Source organism: Streptomyces sp. NPDC045778 (assembly GCF_056431945.1).
The window spans coordinates 55,306-77,223 of the sequence record NZ_JBWKJZ010000033.1; the positions used below are offsets into that span (position 1 = coordinate 55,306).

The 21,918-nt window shown below is 73.2% G+C and carries 18 protein-coding genes; 10 read left to right on the plus strand and 8 right to left on the minus strand.

Features of this window, described 5'->3' with window-relative positions; all coding sequences use genetic code 11:
- The first annotated feature begins 16 nt into the window (after nucleotides 1–16).
- Entirely contained in the window at nucleotides 17–2,305 is a 2,289-nt protein-coding gene (locus AC07GB_RS32180; protein WP_478851650.1) for a molybdopterin-dependent oxidoreductase, read from the plus strand.
- Here AC07GB_RS32180 and AC07GB_RS32185 read toward each other — a convergent pair.
- Both AC07GB_RS32185 and AC07GB_RS32190 read right to left on the minus strand, forming a co-directional pair.
- The gene (locus AC07GB_RS32185; protein ID WP_478851652.1) at nucleotides 2,250–3,485 is read right to left on the minus strand and encodes an MFS transporter; all 1,236 of its coding nucleotides are present in this window, start codon (nucleotides 3,483–3,485) and stop codon (nucleotides 2,250–2,252) included. The two genes, AC07GB_RS32180 and AC07GB_RS32185, sit on opposite strands and share 56 nt — an antisense overlap.
- Nucleotides 3,486–3,491: 6 nt before the next feature.
- Nucleotides 3,492–4,994 carry a CitMHS family transporter gene (locus tag AC07GB_RS32190; protein WP_478851654.1) on the minus strand — a complete coding sequence of 501 codons (1,503 nt, stop codon included), beginning with the start codon at nucleotides 4,992–4,994 and terminating at the stop codon, nucleotides 3,492–3,494.
- Between the two features lie 234 nt (nucleotides 4,995–5,228).
- On the opposite strand from AC07GB_RS32190, the gene AC07GB_RS32195 reads away from it, so the two are divergent.
- Both AC07GB_RS32195 and AC07GB_RS32200 read left to right on the plus strand, forming a co-directional pair.
- Nucleotides 5,229–6,617 (plus strand): aldehyde dehydrogenase family protein, encoded by a 1,389-nt coding sequence (locus tag AC07GB_RS32195; RefSeq protein ID WP_478851656.1) that lies wholly within the window; start codon nucleotides 5,229–5,231, stop codon nucleotides 6,615–6,617.
- A gap of 100 nt (nucleotides 6,618–6,717) precedes the next feature.
- The gene (locus AC07GB_RS32200) at nucleotides 6,718–7,800 is read left to right on the plus strand and encodes a zinc-binding dehydrogenase (protein ID WP_478851725.1); all 1,083 of its coding nucleotides are present in this window, start codon (nucleotides 6,718–6,720) and stop codon (nucleotides 7,798–7,800) included.
- A 36-nt stretch (nucleotides 7,801–7,836) separates the two neighbouring features.
- Here the strand turns inward: AC07GB_RS32200 and AC07GB_RS32205 are convergent, their stop codons facing one another.
- Complete coding sequence (locus tag AC07GB_RS32205) at nucleotides 7,837–8,481, minus strand: TetR/AcrR family transcriptional regulator (protein ID WP_478851658.1); 645 nt, start codon at nucleotides 8,479–8,481, stop codon at nucleotides 7,837–7,839.
- Nucleotides 8,482–8,552: 71 nt separating this feature from the next.
- Here AC07GB_RS32205 and AC07GB_RS32210 point away from each other — a divergent pair, with 71 nt between their 5' ends.
- On the plus strand, nucleotides 8,553–9,707 hold the full coding sequence (locus tag AC07GB_RS32210) for an acyl-CoA dehydrogenase family protein (RefSeq protein ID WP_478851660.1): 1,155 nt from the start codon (nucleotides 8,553–8,555) through the stop codon (nucleotides 9,705–9,707).
- A gap of 98 nt (nucleotides 9,708–9,805) precedes the next feature.
- A complete protein-coding gene (locus AC07GB_RS32215) occupies nucleotides 9,806–10,432 on the plus strand; it encodes a TetR/AcrR family transcriptional regulator (protein ID WP_478851662.1) in 627 nt (208 codons plus the stop codon).
- Between the two features lie 32 nt (nucleotides 10,433–10,464).
- On the opposite strand, the gene AC07GB_RS32220 is transcribed toward AC07GB_RS32215, so the two are convergent.
- Complete coding sequence (locus tag AC07GB_RS32220; RefSeq protein WP_478851664.1) at nucleotides 10,465–10,929, minus strand: MaoC family dehydratase; 465 nt, start codon at nucleotides 10,927–10,929, stop codon at nucleotides 10,465–10,467.
- A 93-nt stretch (nucleotides 10,930–11,022) separates the two neighbouring features.
- On the opposite strand from AC07GB_RS32220, the gene soxR reads away from it, so the two are divergent.
- On the plus strand, nucleotides 11,023–11,490 hold the full coding sequence (gene soxR / locus AC07GB_RS32225) for a redox-sensitive transcriptional activator SoxR (RefSeq protein ID WP_478851666.1): 468 nt from the start codon (nucleotides 11,023–11,025) through the stop codon (nucleotides 11,488–11,490).
- Between the two features lie 155 nt (nucleotides 11,491–11,645).
- Nucleotides 11,646–12,164: a hypothetical protein gene (locus AC07GB_RS32230; RefSeq protein ID WP_478851668.1), complete on the plus strand. Its 519-nt coding sequence runs from the start codon at nucleotides 11,646–11,648 to the stop codon at nucleotides 12,162–12,164.
- Nucleotides 12,165–12,177: 13 nt separating this feature from the next.
- Here the strand turns inward: AC07GB_RS32230 and AC07GB_RS32235 are convergent, their stop codons facing one another.
- The gene (locus AC07GB_RS32235; RefSeq protein ID WP_478851670.1) at nucleotides 12,178–12,777 is read right to left on the minus strand and encodes a hypothetical protein; all 600 of its coding nucleotides are present in this window, start codon (nucleotides 12,775–12,777) and stop codon (nucleotides 12,178–12,180) included.
- A gap of 357 nt (nucleotides 12,778–13,134) precedes the next feature.
- Here AC07GB_RS32235 and AC07GB_RS32240 point away from each other — a divergent pair, with 357 nt between their 5' ends.
- Nucleotides 13,135–15,954, plus strand: a complete 2,820-nt coding sequence (locus AC07GB_RS32240; protein WP_478851672.1) for a penicillin acylase family protein — start codon at nucleotides 13,135–13,137, stop codon at nucleotides 15,952–15,954.
- 124 nt (nucleotides 15,955–16,078) lie between these two features.
- Here the strand turns inward: AC07GB_RS32240 and AC07GB_RS32245 are convergent, their stop codons facing one another.
- A complete protein-coding gene (locus AC07GB_RS32245; RefSeq protein WP_478851674.1) occupies nucleotides 16,079–17,428 on the minus strand; it encodes a serine-threonine protein kinase in 1,350 nt (449 codons plus the stop codon).
- Nucleotides 17,429–17,526: 98 nt separating this feature from the next.
- Nucleotides 17,527–18,876 (minus strand): erythromycin esterase family protein, encoded by a 1,350-nt coding sequence (locus AC07GB_RS32250; RefSeq protein ID WP_478851676.1) that lies wholly within the window; start codon nucleotides 18,874–18,876, stop codon nucleotides 17,527–17,529.
- A 251-nt stretch (nucleotides 18,877–19,127) separates the two neighbouring features.
- On the opposite strand from AC07GB_RS32250, the gene AC07GB_RS32255 reads away from it, so the two are divergent.
- Nucleotides 19,128–19,886 carry an SDR family oxidoreductase gene (locus AC07GB_RS32255; protein WP_478851727.1) on the plus strand — a complete coding sequence of 253 codons (759 nt, stop codon included), beginning with the start codon at nucleotides 19,128–19,130 and terminating at the stop codon, nucleotides 19,884–19,886.
- Nucleotides 19,887–20,008: 122 nt separating this feature from the next.
- Entirely contained in the window at nucleotides 20,009–20,602 is a 594-nt protein-coding gene (locus AC07GB_RS32260) for a TetR/AcrR family transcriptional regulator (RefSeq protein WP_478851677.1), read from the plus strand.
- Nucleotides 20,603–20,700: 98 nt separating this feature from the next.
- Here AC07GB_RS32260 and AC07GB_RS32265 read toward each other — a convergent pair whose 3' ends face one another.
- Nucleotides 20,701–21,915: an acyl-CoA dehydrogenase family protein gene (locus AC07GB_RS32265; RefSeq protein WP_478851678.1), complete on the minus strand. Its 1,215-nt coding sequence runs from the start codon at nucleotides 21,913–21,915 to the stop codon at nucleotides 20,701–20,703.
- Between the last annotated feature and the right edge of the window lie 3 nt (nucleotides 21,916–21,918).

Genomic DNA, 21,918 nt, shown 5'->3' on the forward strand with positions numbered 1-21,918 from the left:
CGCCCCGGGAGGGCCCATGACCCGCACCGCCCCGCGCATCTGCCCGCTCTGCGAAGCCACCTGCGGACTCACGCTCACCGTCGAGGGCACACGCGTCACCGGCGCGCGGGGCGACCGGGACGACGTCTTCAGCCGCGGCTTCATCTGCCCCAAGGGCGCCTCCTTCGGCGCGTCCGACGCCGACCCCGACCGGCTGCGGCGTCCCCTCGTCCGCACCGGCGGACGCCTCGCGGAGGTGGACTGGGACGAGGCCTTCGACGCCGTCGCCGCAGGCCTGCGCCCCGTCGCCGAGCGGTACGGGCCGCACGCGGTGGGCGTCGTACTCGGCAACCCGAACGTGCACACCATGGCGGGCGCCCTGTACCCGCCCGTGCTGCTCGGCGCCCTCGGCACCCGCAGTCTGTTCACCGCGAGCACCGTCGACCAGATGCCCAAGCACGTCTCCTGCGGCCTGCTCTTCGGTGACCCGTTCGCGATCCCCGTGCCCGACCTGGACCGCACCGACCACCTGCTGGTCCTCGGCGCCAACCCGCTGGAGTCCAACGGCAGCCTGTGCACCGCCCCCGACTTCCCCGGCAGGCTCAAGGCGCTGCGCGCCCGGGGCGGCCGGCTCACCGTCGTCGACCCGCGGCGCACCCGCACCGCCCGGCTCGCCGACCGGCACCTGGCGATCAGGCCCGGCACGGACGCGCTGCTGCTCGCGGCGATGGCGCGGGTCCTGTTCGCCGACGGCCTCACCGACCTCGGCGCGCTCGCGGACCACGTCACGGGCCTGGACGAACTCGCCGCAGCGGTCCGGGACTTCACCCCGCAGGCCGTCGCCCCCGCCTGTGACGTGCCCGCCGACACCATCCGTACGCTGGCCCACGAGCTGGCATCGGCGCCCACCGCCGCCGTGTACGGCAGGGTCGGCGCGAGCACCGTCGCCCACGGCACCCTCACCTGCTGGCTCGTCGACGTACTCAACGTCCTGACCGGCAACGTCGACCGGCCCGGCGGCGTGCTCTTCCCGCTCTCCGCCACCGGCAGGGCGCCGCGCCCCGCGGGGCCGGGCCGGGGCTTCGCGCTCGGCCGCTGGCGCAGCCGCGTCAGCGGGCACCCCGAGACCAAGGGCGAACTGCCCGTCGCCGCGCTCGCCGAGGAGATCGACACCCCGCCCCGCGTCCCGGACAGCGGCCTGGGCGAGAGCCCCGTCCGCGCCGTCATCACCATCGCCGCCAACCCCGTCCTGTCCGCGCCCGACGGCGACCGCCTCGACAAGGCCCTGGAGTCCCTCGACTTCATGGTGAGCGTCGACCCGTACCTGAACGAGACCACGCGCCACGCCCACGTCGTGCTCCCGCCGCCCCCGCCCGCCCAGAGCGCCCACTTCCCCTTCGCCTTCAACGGTCTGTCCGTACGCAACCAGGTCCGCTACACCCGCGCCGCCGTGCCCCTGGAGGAGGGCCGGATGCCCGAGACCGAGATCCTCGCGCGGCTCGTCCTCGCCGCGACCGGCGGACACGGCACCGACCCGGCGGCCGTCGACGCCATGGTCGTCGAGCGCACCCTCGCCGAGGCGGTCGCCGCCCCGCACACGCGCGTGCACGGCCGCGACCCCGCCGACCTCGCGGCCCGCCTCACGGGCGAGAGCGGCCCCGAGCGGCGCCTGGACATGATGCTGCGCCTCGGCCCGTACGGCGACGGCTTCGGCGCGGATCCGGCCGGGCTGAGCCTGGCCCGGCTCCTGGACCACCCGCACGGCATCGACCTGGGCCCGCTCGCCCCGCGCGTCCCGGAGGTCCTCAGGACCCGCAGCGGGCGGATCGAGCTGCTGCCCGGCCCGATCGCCGCCGACCTGCCGCGCCTGGCCCGCGCGCTGCGTGAGACGCCCGCCGCCCTCGTCCTCGTCGGCCGCCGCCATCTGCGCTCCAACAACAGCTGGATGCACAACGTCCCCGCCCTCACCGGCGGCTCCAACCGCTGCACCCTGCACGTCCACCCCGGGGACGCGGCCCGGCTCGGCATCGAGGACGGCCGCCCCGCGCGGGTGAGGGCCGCCGGCGGCGAGATCGAGGTCCTGGTGGAGGTGACGGACACGGTGCGCCCGGGAGTGGTGAGCCTGCCGCACGGCTGGGGCCACGACCGCCCCGGCACCCGCCTGGCCGTCGCCGCCGCCGACCCCGGGGCCAACGTCAACCAACTGCTCGACGGCAGCCTCCTCGACCCGCTGTCCGGCACGGCGGTGCTCAACGGCTTCCCCGTGAGCGTCACTCCGTCCGTGCGGCGGCCCCCGCCGCCGCACACAGCAGGAGTCCCAGCGTGACGAAGGGCGCCGCCGCTCCCGCCACCCCCGCGACGAGGCCCGCCCCGGCCGGCGTGGCGACCTGGCCGAGCCGGTTGCCGGTGAGCCGCAGGGCCAGGGCCGTGGAGCGGGCTCCGGCGGGCGCCGCCTGGACCACGGTCGTCATCGACAGGGGCTGGCCGACGCCCAGGCAGAACCCGAGCAGCGCGAGGACCACGCCGAGCGCCCAGACGGGCAGCGGCAACGCGACCGCGGCACACAGGAGTCCGGCGGCGCCGCAGGTCCCGGCGATGAGCGTGCGGCGCCCGAGCAGCCGGACGAGGGGCGTCATCACGAGGCGGCAGGCGATGGTCGCGCCCGCGCGCAGGCCGAGCAGGGCCCCGACGGTCGCGGGCGCGATGCCCCGGTCCTCGCCGATGACGGGCAGGTACGCGGTGAGGATGTCGGTGGCGGACAGCACGGCGAGGCTGATGAACATCCCGGCGGGCACGCCACGGGCACCCAGGATGCGCAGCACGGGAACCTTGTCCCCGGCCCCCGGCCCGGCCTGGGCCCCCGCGCGCGCCTCGGCCGCGCCCCCGGCCCGGGCGGACCGTGGCCGCTCCACGCGCCACAGTGACGTACAGGCGAGCGCCGCGACCCCGGCCGCCACCACCAGGGCGAGGGCGCTGGTGGCATCCGTGTCGTGGCCGATCAGCGCGCCGGCCGCCAGCGGTCCGACCAGCTGGCCGAGGGAGGCGCCGATGGTGAAGTGGCCGAAGTTCCGGTCCTGTTCGGCGGGCGCCGACTGACGGGCGACGAGGGACTGCGCGCCGATGACGAAGCAGAGGTGGCCGAGGCCCATCACCCCGCTCCACGCGGCGAGCGCGGCGAGCGAGCCCGCGGTGCCGCCGAGCGCGCAGCCGCCCGCGATCAGCGCGACGCCGAGGGGCAGCAGCGGCGCACAGCGGCCGTGGTCGGTACGGCGGCCGAGCGGCACCGCGGCGAACAGCGGAAGCAGCGCGTACACACCCGCGATCACCCCGACGGCCCGCTCGTCGGCGCCAAGGGCGAGGGCCCGGTAGGAGACTGCGGGCCGTGCCATCGACACCGCGCTCTGCGCACAGCCGAAGGCGATGACGAGCCGCAGCAGCCAGCCCCTGTCCCCGCGCCGCCGAGCGCCCTTCTCCCCGGCCGCGCGGGAACGGCGTATCCGCAGCATCGGCACTCAGATGATGCCGAACAGGATCCCGGACCCGAGGACCACCAGCGAGGTGAGGACCGCCCACTTCACCGTGAACCGCGTGTGGTCGCCGAACTCGACCTTGGCCATGCCGACGAGGACGTACACGGCGGGCACCAGCGGGCTCGACATGTGCAGGGCCTGGCCCGCGATGGAGGCGCGGGCGATCTCGATGGTGGAGACGCCGTGCGCGTTGCCCGCCTCGGCGAGGACCGGCAGGACGCCGAAGTAGAAGCCGTCGTTGGACATGAAGTACGTGAGGGGGATCGAGAGCAGGCCGGTGACCAGGCCCATCTGGCCGCCCATGCCGTCGGGGATGGCGTTCACGAGCCAGTCGGCCATGTGGTCGACCATGCCGGTGCCGGTGAGCACGCCGGTGAAGACGGCGGCGGCGAAGACCATGCCGGTGACGTTCAGGACGTTCTCGGCGTGCGCGGCGATACGGGCCTTCTGGTCGGGCATGTGCGGGAAGTTGACGGTGAGGGCCAGGGCCGCGCCGAGCAGGAACAGGACCGGGATCGGCAGCCACTCCATGATCATGGCGGTGAGCAGCAGGACGGTCAGGCCCGCGTTGAACCAGTAGAGCTTGGGCCGCAGGGTGGGGCGGTTCGGGTCCAGGCCCTGGAAGCCGTCGTCGTCCGGGTCGTCCGTGGCGGGGCCGTCAGTCGAGGGGCCCTCCGAGGCGAGGCCGTCCGTGGAGGAGCCGCCCGAAGCGAGGCCCTCCGCGGCGGAGCCGCCCCCCGAGGAGCCCCCCGCGGAGCCGCCGGTGGAGGAGCCGCCCTTCACGAAGCTGACCCGCTCCGCGCCGCCCCCGCCCACCAGCACCGGCTCGCCCGCGACCGTCCCGCTCTCCAGGACCTCGTCGAGCGAGAGCACCCCGAGGCGCTTGCGCTCGCGCAGGCCCAGGGCGTACGCGAGGACGAAGACGGCGACGAGACCGACCGCGAGCGCGGGGATCATCGGCACGAAGATATCGCTGGCGTCGACCTTGAGGGCGGTGGCCGCGCGGGCCGTGGGCCCGCCCCAAGGCAGCGTGTTCATCACGCCGTTGGCGGTGGCCGCGACGCCCGTCATGACGACGAGGCTCATCTTCAGGCGCTTGTACAGCGGGTACATCGCCGAGACGGTGATCATGAACGTGGTGGAGCCGTCGCCGTCCAGCGAGACGATCGCGGCGAGCACGGCGGTGCCGACGACGATCCGCATCGGGTCCGCCTTGCAGAACCGCAGGATGCCCCGGACGATCGGGTCGAAGAGGCCGACATCGATCATGACGCCGAAGTACACGATGGCGAACATGAGCATCGCGGCCGTGGGCGCGAGATTGCCCACGCCTTCGAGGACGTAGTCCCCGAAGTGGGCGGCCTTGCCTACGAAGACGCAGAACAGCGCGGGGATGAGCACCAGTGCCGCGATGGGCGACATCTTCTTCATCATGATCAGCACCAGGAAGGTGGCGATCATGACGAATCCGAGGATTGTCAGCATGGGAGCTACCTATCGTTCACCATCGAACTGCCACCAGGTCTGGCGGTTCGGATGACCGTAGGACCCGCTTTCCAGCGTTAACAAGATGTTGACGTGCGAGCAATAAGCGCAAAACTCCAGGTCAAGGCGGTGCTGCGGGGGAGCGGGCTGTTCCGCTCCGGCTGCCAGGGCCCGGGATGAAGCAGTCGGAAGCGGCCTCTGGCGGCAAAAAACTATCGGCGCTAGTTTGACCCCATGAAGCCCCACACCGGCATGTACATCGCGGGGCAGTGGCGCCCCGCCACCACCCAGGACACCACCCCGGTGGTGAACCCGGCCGACGAGCAGGTCATCGCGCACGTCCCCACGGGCACCGCCGAGGACGTCGCGGCCGCGGTCCTGGCCGCCCGCGAGGCGCTCCCCGGGTGGCGGGCGACCCCGCCCGCGGAGCGCGCCGCGCGCCTCGCCGCCATCCGCGACGGCCTGGTCGCCCGCAAGGCCGAGATCGCCGGGACGGTCGCCGCGGAACTGGGCGCCCCGCTGCCGTTCGCGGAGGCCGTCCACGCCGGGGTGCCGATCGCCGTGGCGGGCTCGTACGCGGAACTCGCGGCGGCCCACCCCTTCGAGGAGAAGGTGGGCAACTCCACCGTCCACTTCGAACCGGTGGGCGTCGTCGGCGCGATCACCCCCTGGAACTACCCCCTCCACCAGATCGTCGCCAAGGTCGCCCCGGCTCTCGCCGCCGGCTGCACCGTCGTGCTCAAGCCCGCCGAGGACACCCCGCTGACGGCACGCCTCTTCGCGGAGATCGTGCACGAGGCGGGCCTGCCCGCGGGGGTGTTCAACCTGGTCACGGGGCTCGGCCCGGTCGCGGGCCAGGCGCTCGCCGAGCACGAGGGCGTGGACCTCGTCTCGTTCACCGGCTCCACGGCGGTCGGCAGGAAGATCGGCGCCATCGCGGGCGCGGCCGTCAAGCGCGTCGCCCTGGAACTCGGCGGCAAGTCCGCCAACGTCATCCTGCCGAGCGCCGACCTCGCCAAGGCGGTGAACGTCGGCGTCGCCAACGTCATGGCCAACTCGGGCCAGACGTGCAGCGCTTGGACCCGCATGCTCGTCCACGCCCCGCGGTACGACGAGGCGGTCGCGCTCGCCGCCCGGGCCGCGGAGAAGTACGGCGAGCGCATCGGCCCGGTCGTCAGCGAGCGGCAGCGCGACCGCGTGCGCGGCTACATCGAGAGGGGCGTGGCCGAGGGCGCCCGCCTGGTCACGGGCGGCCCCGAGGCGCCGCGCGAGCCCGGCTACTACGTGAGCCCCACGGTCTTCGCCGACGTCACCCCTGAGATGACCATCGCCCAGGAGGAGATCTTCGGCCCGGTCGTCTCCCTCATCCGCTACGAGGACGAGGACGAGGCCGAGGCGATCGCCAACGGCACCGTGTACGGCCTCGCGGGCGCGGTGTGGGCGGCCGACGACGCGGAGGCGGCGGCCTTCGCGCGCCGCCTCGACACCGGCCAGGTCGACATCAACGGCGGCGGCTTCAACCCGCTCGCCCCCTTCGGCGGCTACAAGCAGTCGGGCGTCGGCCGCGAACTGGGCAGGCACGGCCTCGCGGAGTACCTCCAGACCAAGTCGCTCCAGTTCTAGCCGCCTCTCCGGGGTGCTCCCGTTCCAGGCGCCTCCCCGGGGTCGCTCCCGTTCCAGCTGCCTTTCCGGAAAGCCCTTCCCACCCCTTGGAGGATTCGCCATCGTGGTCCGCGCCGCCGTACTGCCCGCCATCGGTTCGCCGTTGGAGATCACCGACATCGAGCTGCCGGACCCCGGGCCCGGCCAGGTGCGGGTGCGCCTGGCCGCCGCCGGGGTCTGCCACTCCGACCTGTCCCTGACGAACGGCACCATGCGCGTACCGGTCCCGGCGGTGCTCGGCCACGAGGGCGCGGGCACCGTGGTGGCCGTGGGCGAGGGCGTCACCCACGTCGCGCCCGGTGCCGGCGTGGTGCTCAACTGGGCCCCGTCCTGCGGCGACTGCCACGCCTGCGGGCTCGGCGAGGTCTGGCTGTGCGGCAACGCGCTCACCGGCGCGGGCGCCGTGTACGCCCGCCGCGCCGACGGCACCGACCTGCATCCCGGCCTGAACGTGGCCGCGTTCGCGCAGGAGACGGTGGTGGCCGCCGGGTGCGTCCTGCCCGCGCCCGATGGCGTGCCCCTCACCGACGCGGCGCTCCTCGGCTGCGCCGTCCTCACCGGCTACGGCGCGGTGCGCCACGCGGCGCGGGTCCGCGAGGGCGAGACGGTCGCGGTCCTCGGCGTCGGCGGGGTGGGCCTGGCCGCGCTCCAGGCGGCGCGGATCGCCGGCGCGGCACGGGTGTTCGCGGTCGACGTGTCCGCGCGGAAGGAGGCCCTGGCCCGCGCGGCCGGGGCCACGGACTACGTCGTCGCCTCCGACAGGACGGCCCGCGACCTGCGCGACCTCACCGGCGGCCACGGCGTCGACGTGGCCGTGGAGTGCGTGGGCCGCGCGGTCACCATCCGCGCCGCGTGGGAGTCGACGCGCAGGGGCGGCCGCACCACGGTCGTCGGCATCGGCGGCAAGGACCAGCAGGTCACCTTCAACGCCCTGGAGATCTTCCACTGGGGCCGCACCCTCTCCGGCTGCGTCTACGGCAACACGGACCCGGCACGGGACGTCCCCGTACTCGCCGAGCACGTCCGCGCGGGCCGCCTCGACCTCGGCCTCCTGGTCACGGACCGGATCACCCTGGAGGGCATCCCGACGGCCTTCGCGAACATGGAGGCGGGCAAGGGCGGCCGGGCCCTCGTGGTGTTCTGAGACCACCGGCGCCCCGGCGGACCGCCCGCCTCCCGGTCACCCCGCCCGCAGCGCCACCCGCTCGTACTGCAGGGCCAGCCCGTCGAGCAGTGCCGTGAGCCCCGCGTCGAAGGCGCGCTCGTCCACCAGCTCCTGGTGCTCCGCGAGCAGATGGGCCTGGCCGAGGTGGGGGTAGTCGGCCGGGTCGTACGCCGTCTCGTCGTCGACGAAGCCGCCGGCGAAGGAGCCGAGGGCCGAGCCCATGATGAAGTACCGCATCAGCGCCCCGATCGACGTGGCCTGCGCCGGGGGCCACCCCGCGTCGACCATGGCGCCGAACATCGCGTCCGCGAGGCGCAGGCCCGCGGGGCGGCGGCCGGGGCCGCGGGCGAGCACGGGGACGATGTTCGGATGCCGGGTGAGCGCGGCGCGGTAGGAGACGGCCCAGTCGTGCAGCGCGGCGCGCCAGCCGCGTCCGTCCTCGAACATCGACAGGTCGACCTGCGCGCTGACCGAGTCCGCCACCGCCTCCAGGATCTGGTCCTTGGTGGCGAAGTGGTTGTAGAGGGAGGGCCCGCTGACGCCCAGTTCGGCGGCGAGCCGGCGGGTGGAGACCGCGGCGAGGCCCTCGGCGTCCACGAGGGAGCGCGCCGCGTCGACGATGCGGTCGCGGCTGAGGAGGGGCTTGCGCGGTCGGGCCATGCGGCACATAGTAGGGCTGCCAGCAGAAACTAGCAGTGCTAATTAAAACGCTGTCGGGCGGGGAGGCCTCGATGAATCTGGAGCTGAGCGAGGAGCAGGACGCCGTCAGGCGGCTCGCCAGGGACTTCGTCGAGCGCGAGATCGCCCCGCACGCGGCCGCCTGGGACCGGGCCGAGAGCATCGACCCGGCCCTCGCGCGCAAGCTCGGCGACATCGGCTTCCTCGGCCTCACCATCGACGAGGAGTACGGCGGCAGCGGCGGCGACCACCTCGCGTACTGCCTGGTGACCGAGGAGCTGGGCCGCGGCGACTCCTCCGTGCGCGGCATCGTCTCGGTCTCCCTCGGGCTCGTCGCCAAGTCGATCGCCGCCTGGGGTGACGAGGAGCAGAAGCGGCGCTGGCTGCCCGGGCTCACCTCCGGCACGTCCGTGGGCTGCTTCGGGCTCACCGAGCCGGGCACGGGCTCCGACGCGGGGAACCTCACCACCAGAGCCGTCCTCGACGCCGACGGCACGTACGTCGTCAACGGCACCAAGATGTTCATCACGAACGGCACCTGGGCCGACCTCGTGCTCCTGTTCGCGCGGACGAACGACGCCCCGGGGCACAAGGGCGTCTCCGCCTTCCTCGTGCCCGCCGACACCCCCGGCCTGACCCGCCGCGCCGTGCACGGCAAGCTCGGCCTGCGCGGCCAGGCCACCGCCGAACTGGTCCTCCAGGACGTCCGGGTCCCCGCGGACGCGCTGCTCGGCCCGGAGGGCAAGGGCTTCTCGGTGGCCATGTCGGCCCTGGCCAAGGGGCGGATGTCGGTGGCGGCCGGGTGCGTGGGCATCGCCCAGGCCGCCCTCGACGCGGCGGTGGCGTACGCGACCGAGCGCGAGCAGTTCGGCAGGAGCATCGCCCACCACCAGCTCGTCCAGGAGCTGCTCAGCGACATCGCCGTGGACGTGGACGCGGCCCGGCTGCTCACCTGGCGGGTCGCCGACCTCGTCGACCGGGGCCTGCCGTTCGCCACCGAGTCGTCCAAGGCCAAGCTGTTCGCGTCGGAGGCCGCCGTGCGCGCCGCGAACCAGGCGCTCCAGGTCTTCGGAGGCTACGGCTACATCGACGAGTACCCCGTCGGCAAACTCGTGCGCGACGCCCGCGTGATGACCCTTTACGAGGGCACGAGCCAGATCCAGAAGCTGCTGATCGGCCGCGCCCTGACCGGGGTCTCCGCCTTCTGACCGGCCACTCCGCCCTCCGGACGCACCCGGCGCACTTGCCTAAGCGCTTGCTCACCCTCAGGGTAGGGTGACGGTCCGGAACGGCGGAAGGAGTGCGCATGGGCGCGGCGAAGGAGACCCTCGGCGAGGAGCAGCCGTGGGCCGAGGTCAGTCCCGACGCGGCGAGGCGGCTGCTGATCGCCGCGGTCGAGGCCTTCGCCGAGCGCGGCTACCACGCCACGACCACCCGTGACATCGCGGGCCGCGCCGGGATGAGCCCGGCCGCGCTCTACATCCACTACAAGACCAAGGAAGAGCTGCTCCACCGCATCAGCAGGCTCGGCCACGACAAGGCCCTCGCCATCCTGCGCACCGCCGCCGACGGCGGGGGCAGCGCGTCGGAGCGGCTCTCCGCCGCCGTGCGCTCCTTCGTCCGCTGGCACGCCGGGCACCACACGACCGCACGGGTCGTGCAGTACGAACTCGACGCGCTCGGCCCCGAGCACCGCACCGAGATCGTGGCGCTGCGCCGCAAGTCCGACGCGGCCGTGCGCGAGATCATCAACGACGGGGTGCGCGCGGGCGAGTTCGACGTCCCCGACGTTCCCGGCACCACCCTCGCCGTGCTCTCTCTGTGCATCGACGTGGCCCGCTGGTTCAACGTCGCGGGGCGCAGGACGCCGGACGAGGTCGGCGCGCTGTACGCCGACCTCGTGCTGCGGATGGTGGGGGCGGCTCAGAAGTAGCGGCTCAGGGGCAGCGGCTCTGAGGCAGCGGCTCAGAAGTAGTAGCGCGACACCGACTCGGCCACGCACGCGGGCTTGTCGCCGTCCTCGCGCTCGACCGTGACCGCCGCCGTCACCTGCACCCCGCCGTCCTTCGTCGGCTCCACCCCGGTCAGCACGGCGGTCGCGCGCAGCCGGGAGCCGACGGGCACGGGGGAGGGGAAGCGCACCTTGTTCGTGCCGTAGTTGAGGCCCATCTTCACGCCCTCCACGCGCAGCACCTGCGGGACGAGGGCGGGGAGCAGGGCCAGCGTCAGATACCCGTGCGCGATCGTCGCCCCGAACGGGCCCGAGGCCGCCCGCTCCGGATCCACGTGGATCCACTGGTGGTCACCGGTCGCCTCCGCGAACAGATCGATCCGCTTCTGATCGACCTCCAGCCAGTCGCTGTGCCCCAGCTGCTCGCCGACCGCGGCGCGCAGCTCGTCGGCTGACGTGAAGACCCTCGGCTCTGCCATGTGCGACCTCCGTGGACGGGTGAGACTAAGCGCTTGCTCAGCATGCTGGGTGTGCCGACCGGTGTCAACGCACGGACCAGTAGGCTTCGAGGAGTGCCCCAGATCCCAGAGAAGATCCACGAACTCACCGTCGGCCAGGTGGCCGCGCGCAGCGGCGCCGCCGTGTCCGCCCTGCACTTCTACGAGACCAAAGGGCTCATCAGCAGCCGCCGCACCTCGGGCAACCAGCGCCGCTACAGCCGTGACACCCTGCGCCGCGTCGCCTTCATCCGGGCCGCGCAGCGGGTCGGCATCCCGCTGGCGACGATTCGCGACGCGCTCGCGGAGCTGCCGGAGGAGCGGACGCCGACGCGGGCGGACTGGGCGCGGCTCTCCCAGACCTGGCAGGCCGAACTCGACGAGCGCATCAAGCAGTTGGGACGCCTCCGCGACCACCTCACGGACTGCATCGGCTGCGGCTGCCTGTCCCTGGAGACCTGCGTCCTGTCCAACCCCGACGACGTCTTCGGCGACCGCCTCGTCGGCTCCCGCCTCCTCAACGAACGCCGCGCCACGAGCTGATCCCCAGGGGCCACGCCCCCGCCGCCGGGCCCCGGCGCGTCCGGATCCTTTCCGTGCGCCGCCCTGAGGTGTACATGTACGTCACGCGCTCCGGCGGCGACCGCATCGGCCGCCGCACGGGCACCACGCCATGACGACACACACGGGGAGAGCCGATGAGCGTGGCCATCTGCTCGTTGAAATGGGAAGCGGCCCGCTCGGGGCGGCAGCGGATCACGTACGACAGCGACGGGTACCACCTGGTGCGCTTCCCGTACGAGGCGCACGAGGAGGCGTACGACCCCTGGCGCATGCACGACCCGCTGCACGGCGCCACCAAGCCGTCGAAGTTCCCCGACCCGCGCTCGGGCCTGATATGGCCGAGCCACGACGGGTGGGGCACGCTGTCGGCGATGGTCTTCTGGGATCCCGACAGCAGGCCGACGGAGTACCGCGCGCGCTTCGTGCGCGACCCGCTGAACCTGTCGACGGGCTACGACTCCACCGCCACCACCGACTTCGTGCCCACCCGAGGCGGTCAGTACCGTACGTACCACTGGCAGATGTTCGTGCACCCGGGGACACCGGTGGGCCTGAAGATATCCGCGCGCGGCCCCGGCGACGTGAAGCTCGCCGCGCCGCTCATGCTGGCCGAGTTCAAGCTGGCCATCCAGACGGACGTCGTCAGGCCCTAGGTTCGGCTGTCCCTCAGACGGAGACCAGCGACCGCGAACGCGAGCGCCGCACCGCCTCGGGGGTCAGGACCGGCGCGGGCACCACGATGCCGCAGCCGGTGCAGACGGGGCCTGCCGACGGGACGTGCGCCAGGCCGTAGCGCCATTCGAGGGCCGTGTCGCCGCACACGGGGCAGGCGGCGCCCGGCTCTCGCTCCAGTGCGGTGATGAGCCTGCGCAGCACGTCGGCGAGCGGCGCGGTGGGGTGCACGTCGGGGTCGTCGCACCAGGCGATCCCGTGCCCGCCCCACGTGCAGCGGTGCCAGTCGTCGACGCTGCCGGGCCGCCGCAGGCCGTCGTGCTTCTCCCGGCGGCGGCGGCGCGCGAAGCTCTCCTCATAGGCGAGCCACACCGTGCGGGCCGCCTGTAGTTCGTCGAGCGCGGCCACGAGCCGCGCCGGATCGGGCGACCGGTCCTCGGGACCGAAGCCCGCACGGGCGCACAGGTGGTCCCAGGTCGCCCGGTGGCCGTAGGGGGCGAATCTCTCCAGACACTTGCGCAGTGAGTACCGCCGCAGCGCCAAGTCGCTGTGCGGGTCACGCACCTGTCTCGCGAGACTCCGGAATCCGGCCATCGCCCTGCACCTCCGTCACACTTCTCGGACGTCCCCAGTGACCCGGCGGACATCGAGTAGACGTATCGACACGCGATTTGGTGCCATCCGATTTCCGATGGCTACTCATCAGCGCGTTCCCCGCAGGTCAGCGTCAATGCGTGTGGGATGTGGAGGTGCCGTGGCGGCCGGAGCGCACAGGCCGCGCACAGGAAGCGCACAGATCAGGGACGAGCCCCCGCGCACACCGGGGACCGTACGGGCGACCCCGCGGGAGCGACGGCTTGTGGCGGTCGTGAAAAGGCGACGGTTGTTCATCTTTCAGGTTCGACAACCCGGCAGTAACCTCCGCCGCGACGGCCCTCCGGAGGAGCAACCATGCGACGACGCAGCGCACGGCACAGAACCCTCACCACCTCGGCGGCCCTGGCCCTCGGCGCCTCCCTGCTGCTGGCGCCGGGCCCCGGCGCGGCCGCCGCCGAGCCGCCGCCCGCGGCCCCCGACCTCTGCGGCCGCCAGTGCGCCGACATCCTGCCGCCCGGCGCCAACGGCAACGCCACGCTCGCCGAGATCCTCAGCCACCGCGTCCTCGGCACCCGGCCCGCGCACGCCGACGACCAGCTCGGCCCGTACGACGCGCTGGCCACCGGCTACCCCTCGCTGACCGACGACAAGCTCGGCGAGTTCTTCGGCGACGCCTCCTTCGGCGTCGAGCCCGACCAGGTCGCCTCCGTCACCAGGCCGCGCGACGACGTGACCATCACCCGCGACAAGAAGTACGGCGTCCCGCACATCCAGGGCACCACCCGCTACGGCACCGAGTTCGGCGCGGGCTACGCCGCGGGCCAGGACCGCCTGTGGCTCATCGACCTGTTCCGGCACATCGGCCGCGGCCGGCTGACCCCGTTCGCGGGCGGCGCGCCCGCCAACCAGGGCCTGGAGCAGCAGTTCTGGCCGCAGGCCCCGTACACCGAGCAGGACCTGGAGCGCCAGGTCGCGTACATCAGGGACACCCGGGGCGAGCGCGGCCGGCAGGCCATGGCGGACGCGCAGGCCTACGTCGACGGCCTCAACGCCTATCGCGAGCAGTCCAAGAACGGCCGCTACTTCCCCGGCGAGTACGTCCTGACCGGCAAGATCGACGCGATCACGAACGCCGGCGAGATCGAGCCCTTCAAGATCACTGACATGATCGCGCTCGCGTCCGTGGTCGGTGGCCTGTTCGGCAACGGCGGCGGCGGGGAGGTCGAGTCCGCCCTCTCGCTGCTCGCCGCGCAGAACAAGTACGGCGTCGAGAAGGGCACCCGGGTCTGGGAGGAGTTCCGCGCCCGCAACGACCCGGAGACCGTCCAGACCCTCCACGACGGCTCCCGCTTCCCCTACGCGGGCAAGCCCGACAAGCCGCGCGGCACCGCCCTGCCCGACCCGGGCTCGGTCCAGCGCGAACAGCTCGTCTTCGACCGCGAGGGCGGCGCGCGCACCCCGGCCAAGGATCCCGTCCGCGCCCCGAAGCGGCTCAAGCCCCTCCAGGGCATGTACGACGACGGCGTGCTGCCCGCCGACCTGTTCGGCAAGGCCGGGCGGCACAAGGGCATGTCGAACGCCCTGCTCGTCTCCGGCGAGCACACCGCGAGCGGCCACCCCGTCGCCGTCTTCGGCCCGCAGACCGGCTACTTCGCCCCGCAACTCCTCATGCAGCAGGAACTCCAGGGGCCCGGCATCAGCGCGCGCGGCGTGTCCTTCGCCGGCGTCGGCATGTACGTCCAGCTCGGCCGCGGCCAGGACTACGCGTGGTCGGCGACCTCCGCCACCCAGGACATCACCGACACCTACGCCGTCGAGCTGTGCGAACCGGGCGGCGGCAGCCCCACCAAGCAGTCCGCGCACTACCGCTACCGGGGCACCTGCACGCCCATGGAGAAGCTGGAGCGCAAGAACGCCTGGAAGCCCACCGTCGCCGACTCCACGGCCGCCGGCTCCTACCGGATGCAGGTGTTCCGCACGCACTACGGCGTCGTCACGCACCGCGCCACGATCGACGGCAAGCCCGTCGCCTACGTCTCCCTTCGCTCCACCTACCGCCACGAGGCCGACTCGATCATCGGCTTCCAGATGCTGAACGACCCCGGCCACGTCAAGGACGCCGCGTCCTTCAAGAAGGCCGCCGAGAACATCTCCTACGCCTTCAACTGGTTCTACGCCGACTCCCGCGACACCGCGTACTACAACAGCGGCGCCAACCCCGAGCGCGCCGACGGCGTCGATCCGAACTTCCCCGTCCACGCCCAGCAGGCCTACGAGTGGCGGGACTTCGACCCGCGGGACAACACCTCCGCGCAGACCCCGCCCGCCGCGCACCCGCAGTCCGTCAACCAGGACTACTACATCTCCTGGAACAACAAGCAGGCCACCGACTACACCTCCGGCGGCTTCGGCATGAGCGCCGTGCACCGCGGCGACCTGCTCGACGACCGGGTCAAGGCGCTCGTCCGGAGCGGCGGCGTCACCCGGGCCTCGCTCACCCGGGCCATGGCCGAAGCGGCCGTCACCGACCTGCGCGGCGAACAGGTCCTGCCGGAGCTGCTGGAGGTCATCGGCACCCAGGCCGTCGACGACCCCGACCTGGCCAGGGCCGTGCGGCAACTGGACGACTGGCGCAAGGCCGGCTCCCCGCGCAAGGAGACCGCGCGCGGCTCGCACACCTACGCCCATCCCGACGCCGTGCGCGTCATGGACGCCTGGTGGCCACGGCTCGTCGAGGCCGCCTTCGCCCCCGGGCTCGGCAAGGGCCTCTACGACGCGCTGACCGCGCAACTCGGCGTCGACGAGGCCCCGTCGGCCGGCCACGGACCGACCGGCGCGCACGCCGGGTCCGCGTTCCAGTACGGCTGGTGGGGCTATGTCGACAAGGACCTGCGGACCGTCCTCGGGCGGCCCGCCGAGGGCTGGAGCCGCACCGCCTACTGCGGCGGCGGCACGCGGGACGCCTGCCGCGAGACGCTCCTCACCACCCTCAAGCAGGCCATCGCCGTCCCCGCCTCACAGGTCTACCCCGGCGACGCCTCCTGCAAGGCGGGCGACCAGTGGTGCGCGGACGCGGTGATCCACCGGCCCCTCGGCGGCATCACGCACCGCCCGATCCAGTGGCAGAACCGCCCGACGTACCAGCAAGTGGTGGAGTTCCCCCGGCACCGCTGACGAACGCCGCGCCGGGGCGCGCCCCGAAAGGGGCGCGGGGCGGTGACTCTGTGCGGCTCCGCCGCGTGGGCGCGCTCAGCCACGACGGACGCGCGGTTCCCCACCCACGGAACTCCAACGGCGCTCAGCTCGATTCCAGCCGCCCGGCCGCACACACGACCCGAGCCAACTCCGCATGGCAGATGTCGCTATGGGCCCCGCCGGGAGGACCACCCCGCCTCACCACCGCGGCGGCGTCCACACTCACGCAACCCCGCCGGGGCAGGGGCGCGCCGAGCCGCACGCGCCCGGCGCCGTCCATGGCTTTGATTCCGTCGAACCCGACGGCGCCCCACCGCTCCCACAGGGCGAGGAAGCTCGCCGAGTCCCCGGCGAGCTTGGAGGCCAGCGGATACATCCTGCCGAGCGCGTCGTCGTGGCGCGAGTAGCAGGCGACGAGGGGGCCGTCGATCCGCTGGTGCACCCCGTGCAGGGCGCCGCCGCGCGACCGGTCGTGCGGCAGCCGCTCGCTGAACGCGTAGTGCGAGAAGGCCCCTTGCAGCAGCGTCGCCGACTTCACACAGCCCACCCCCGCGGGCATGCCGCGCAGCGCGTACGACACCAGGCGGGCGCCGAAGCTGTGGCCGACCAGGTGCACCCGAAGGCGGGGCACGTCGGCGGCGAGCAGCCCGAGCGCGGGCCCGAGCCCCAGCTGGCCGACGGCGCCCGCGCGACGCTTCATCGTGTAGTACGAGCCCTGGCGCAGCAGTTCGCGGGCGCCGTGCCACAGCCGTTTACGCAGCCCGCCGAGGAGTTCGGGGTGGCCCGCGCTCTCCAGGGCGGCGGCCAGGACCTCGCACACCTCGACCGCGTCATCGGTGAGCATCGCGGGCTCACCCGCGCCGATGTCGTCGCCGAACTCGTGCGCGGGGCTGGTCTCGCGCACCGCCACCAGGTCGCGCACCAGCCGCGCGAACTCGTCCAGGCGGGAACGGACCTCGGAGCGCTCGTCGAGCAGCCGCGCCAGGCGGTCGAGCCGCGCCGCCTGCCCGGGCCCCGGGAACATTTGGGCGAGCAGCCGCCGCGTCGGCTCGTCCAGCGTGGGCGGCGCGGCGGCACCGGGGGCTCCGGCGAGGGCCGCGCTCGGCTCGAAGTCCGGGATGCGCTCGTCGGGGAAGCGCACCGACGGCCACAGCACCCCGACATAGCCGAGGCGTACGTCCGGGTCCGTCAGCGCGCCGAAGGGGGTGAAGAAGCGCTGGTACAACGCGCGGGCACGCCGCTGGTCGTTGTTCCAGCCGTGCGCGAACACCAGCAGATCGGTGACGCGCTCGTCCTCCGCGCCGGACAGGAGCCGGTCGCGCTGCGCGGCGTCGACGTCCCCGTCGGCGTCGAAGGTCAACTCCCAGTAGGGCTCCACGACCGCCATCGTCCCGCCGTGCGGCGCCGCTGGCCAGATCCACGGCATGACATACCGGATGTTTCCTGTGATCACGGGACACACGATGGGGAGACGGGGGGAGGGAACAGGACACGGAGGCCGGGTCCGCCCCCCCGGGTGCGGGCGGCGGCACCCCTGAGCCCCCGCCTTCCTCACGGGCTCTGCCGGTGGGCCGCCGTGACCTCGTGCAGATGTATGAGCACGTCGTGCGACGCGGTCAGCGCGATCTTGTACGGACCGTCGGGCCAGCCCGCGCCGATGCTGTACGTCGTCCGGGCCGTCCGGAGCCAGGCGCGGGCGGCCTCGGGGGCCGTGCGCAGGTCCACGTAGTAGTTGTCGTGGCGGACCTTGTCGAGCGTGTGCTCGTTCATCCCCGGTGTGGCCGGGCCCACGGAGAAGGACTTCCAGGCCGTCTCGCCCTGGGGCTGGGCCAGGAACGCGCCCCGCTCGAAGGTGAAGCCCACGCTCAGATACTTCTTGCCGAGGCGATCGCGCAGGAAGGCGCCTTGCATCTTCGGATAGCGCGGGTCGTGCGACGCGTACGCCACGTGCGCGTTGTGCGCCGAGAGCAGGACCTTCGTGCCGGTGAACCGCTGCCACCAGGCGGTGTTCTCCGCCATGATGCGGTCGCGGTAGAGCATGGCCGCGCGGTCGCCGTCAGGCGTGTTCAGCTTGAAGGCGTAGATCGTCGCGGTCTGCTGGACGGACCGGGCGTGGTGCAGGGCCAGGGCGAACCGCTTGCCGTCGTGCTCGGGCCGGCGCGCCTTCAGGAGTCCGTACGCCGTCCGTGCCTTCTCCGCGAGGCGCTCGCGCTCCGCCTGCGGCCTGCCCATGTGCGCGTCGCCGTCCATGAGGCGCCGCAACGGCGCGTACAGCTCGGTGATCCGGGGGAGCAGGTCCGGCTCGAACCGCCGCACGTACTCCGTCACGCCGTCGTACAGCTCCTTGCCCGTCCGGGGGTAGTTGAGGTCGTTGCCCATGAAGCGGAGCTGCCGGTGCGGGTGCTTGTCGTTGTACCCGCGCATCCACGTGAGCAGTTCCACATACTCCTCGGTGTCCCAGGGGGTCTTGGCCAGCTCGCGGTGGACGAGCGCGCGCACGTCGCCCGCGCCGCCGCGCACATAGGCGTCGAAGCGCAGCCCGGTCGTCCAGCTGACCTCCTGCGCGAAGGTGGTGAAGCCCTTCTCCTCGACCAGGTGGCGGAAGACCCGGTCCTTCATGGTGAAGAACTCGTGCGAACCGTGCGTGGCCTCGCCCAGGCCCACCACGGTGGCGCCGCCCACCATCGCGTCCAGCGGCCGCAGGTCCCTGGTAGAGCCGCCCGCGCCTCCCGCGCCTCCCGGGCCGGTGGCGCGCAGCGGGTGCGCGACGCGCTCCAGGGCCCGCACCGGGTCGTCCCCGCGCGTCGCCGCCGCGGCGCCCTGCGGGGCGATCAGCGCCCCCGCGCCGAGCGCGGCCACCACCATCAGCAGCGGGACCGCGCGCCGTGCCGTCCGAACCATGCCGACCACTCCTCAACTCGCCTGCCGTACGCCCGTCGTGAGCCACAGATCACGATCCCGGGTCCGGCGGCCCGTCACCAGCCGGGAGGCCCCCAGGCCGGGAGGGGGCCCGCCCACCCTGAGGCCTACCGGAAAACCGGTAGGGGTCGGCCCGGCCTCCCCTTCCGCCGAACATACCGACCGGTTAGTCTGGCGCCCCGGCGCGTCAGTCGAGCCGTGCGATCGAGGCCGAAGGGGAGACCGTGGAGAGCTTGCGGGACAAGGGAGTCGTCGTCACCGGCGCCGGAGGCGGGATAGGGGCCGCCCTGGCCCGCCGCTTCGCCGCCGCGGGGGCCCGCGTCGTCGTCAACGACCTGGACGCGGCCAAGGCCACCGCCGTCGCCGAGGAGATCGGCGGGCTCGCCGTGCCGGGCGACGCCTCCGGGATCGTGCCCGACGCGCTCGCCGTCCTGGGCGGCCGCGTCGACGTGTACTGCGCCAACGCGGGCCTGGCGTCCGCCGGCACCGAAGCCGCCGACGAGCAGGTGTGGGCGAGCGCCTGGGACGTGAACGTCATGGCGCACGTACGGGCCGCGCACGCGCTGCTGCCCGCCTGGCTGGAGCGCGGCGAGGGCCGGTTCGTGTCCACGGTGTCCGCCGCCGGGCTGCTCACGATGGTGGGCGCGGCCCCGTACAGCGTCACCAAGCACGGCGCGTACGCCTTCGCGGAGTGGCTGTCCCTCACCTACCGCCACCGGGGCGTCAAGGTGCACGCGATCTGCCCGCAGGGCGTGCGCACCGACATGCTCACCGCCGCCGGGTCCGCGGGCGAACTCGTGCTCGTGCCCACCGCCGTCGAGCCGGAGGACGTCGCCGACGCCCTGTTCGCGGGGATGGCCGACGACCGCTTCCTGATCCTGCCGCACCCCGAGGTGGCGGAGTACTACCGGGCCCGGGCGTCCAGCCCCGACAAGTGGCTCACCGGCATGAACCACATCCAGCAGAAGTGGGAGGCGACACGGCTCCCGTAGCCGGCCGGTGGGAAGATCCTCGGGCGGGAACCGTGTTGTCACCGGAGACCGTGTGAACGATCGAACACAGCCCCACGCGCGCGTCAGCGGGCGACACAGGAAACGGAAGGCAGGTGGCGGCAGTGGCCAGGACGACGGACGGTGACGGCACGCCCGTCCCCCAGCGGCTGCTCGCCGCCGCCACCCGGCTCTTCGCCGACCGCGGCTACGACCGCACGTCCGTGCAGGAGATCGTGGAGGCGGCCGGCGTCACCAAGGGCGCTCTGTACCACTACTTCGGCTCCAAGGACGACCTGCTGCACGAGGTGTACGCGCGCATGCTGCGGGTCCAGCAGGAGCGGCTCGACGCCTTCGCGGACGCGGACGCGCCCGTGGACCGGCGGCTGCGCGACGCCGCGGCCGACGTCGTGGTCACCACCATCGCGAACCTCGACGACGCGGCGATCTTCTTCCGCTCCATGCACCACCTCAGCCCCGAGAAGCACAAGCAGGTGCGGGCCGAGCGCCGCCGGTACCACGAACGCTTCCGCGCGCTGGTCGAGGAGGGCCAGGAGTCGGGCGTCTTCTCCTCGGCGACCCCGGCGGACCTGGTGGTGGACTACCACTTCGGCTCGGTCCACCACCTGTCCACGTGGTACCGCCCCGACGGCCCGCTGTCCCCGCAGCAGGTGGCGGACCACTTGGCGGACCTGCTCCTGAGGGCCCTGCGCCCGTAGCCCTCTCGCCGTGTCCTCCCGTCCCGTCAGGCGGGACGGGAGGACACGACCCGAGGCGCCGCCGCACAGCAGCGCGCCACCCCGGGCCCGGCCCGCCGCTAGGCGTACCGCTTCAGCTCCCGCCGGGCCAGCGACCGCTGGTGCACCTCGTCAGGGCCGTCGGCCAGGCGCAGCGTCCGTGCCGCGGCCCACAGCTCGGCCAGCGGGAAGTCCTGGCTCACCCCGCCCGCGCCGTGCAACTGCACGGCGCTGTCCAGGATGTCGACGACCGCCCGGGGCGTAGCGATCTTGATGGCCTGGATCTCCGTGTGCGCCCCCTTGTTGCCCACGGTGTCCATGAGCCACGCCGTCTTGAGCACGAGCAGCCTCAACTGCTCCACCGTGACCCGCGCGTCGGCGATCCACTGCTGCACCACGCCCTGCCGGGCCAGCGGCTTGCCGAAGGCGGTGCGGTCGAGCGCCCTGCGGCACATCAGCTCGATCGCCCGCTCGGCCATGCCGATGAGCCGCATGCAGTGGTGGATGCGGCCGGGCCCGAGCCGCGCCTGGGCGATGGCGAAGCCGCCGCCCTCCTCGCCGACGAGGTTCGTCACGGGCACGCGCGCGTGGTCGAAGACGACCTCGGCGTGCCCTCCGTGGTAGTGGTCCTCGTACCCGTACACCGTCATGGCGCGGCGCACCTCGACGCCGGGGGTGTCGCGCGGCACGAGGACCATCGACTGCTGGCGGCGGATGTCCGGCCCGTCCGGGTCCGTCTTGCCCATGACGATGAAGATCCCGCAGTTCGGGTTCATCGCCCCGGAGATGTACCACTTGCGGCCCGTGATCACGTACGCGTCACCGTCGCGCCGGATGCGCGTGGTGATGTTCGTGGCGTCGGACGAGGCCACCTCCGGCTCCGTCATCGCGAACGCCGAGCGGATCTCGCCCGCGAGCAGCGGCGCCAGCCACCGCTTTCGCTGCTCCGCCGTGCCGAACTGGGCGAGTACTTCCATGTTGCCGGTGTCCGGTGCCGCGCAGTTCAGGGCCGTGGGCGCCAACTGCGGGCTCCGGCCGGTGATTTCCGCGAGCGGCGCGTACTGGAGGTTCGTCAGGCCCGCGCCGTGCTCGGCGTCCGGCAGGAAGAGGTTCCACAGGCCCTGACGGCGGGCCTCCGCCTTCAGGGCCTCCACCACGGCGGGCGTGTCCCAGGGGGAGGCGAGACGGGCGCGCTGCTCGTCGGCGACCTGCTCGGCCGGGTACACGTACGCGTCCATGAAGGCAAGCAGCCTGCCGCGCAGCTCTTCGGTGCGGGCGTCGAATGCGAAGTCCATGGG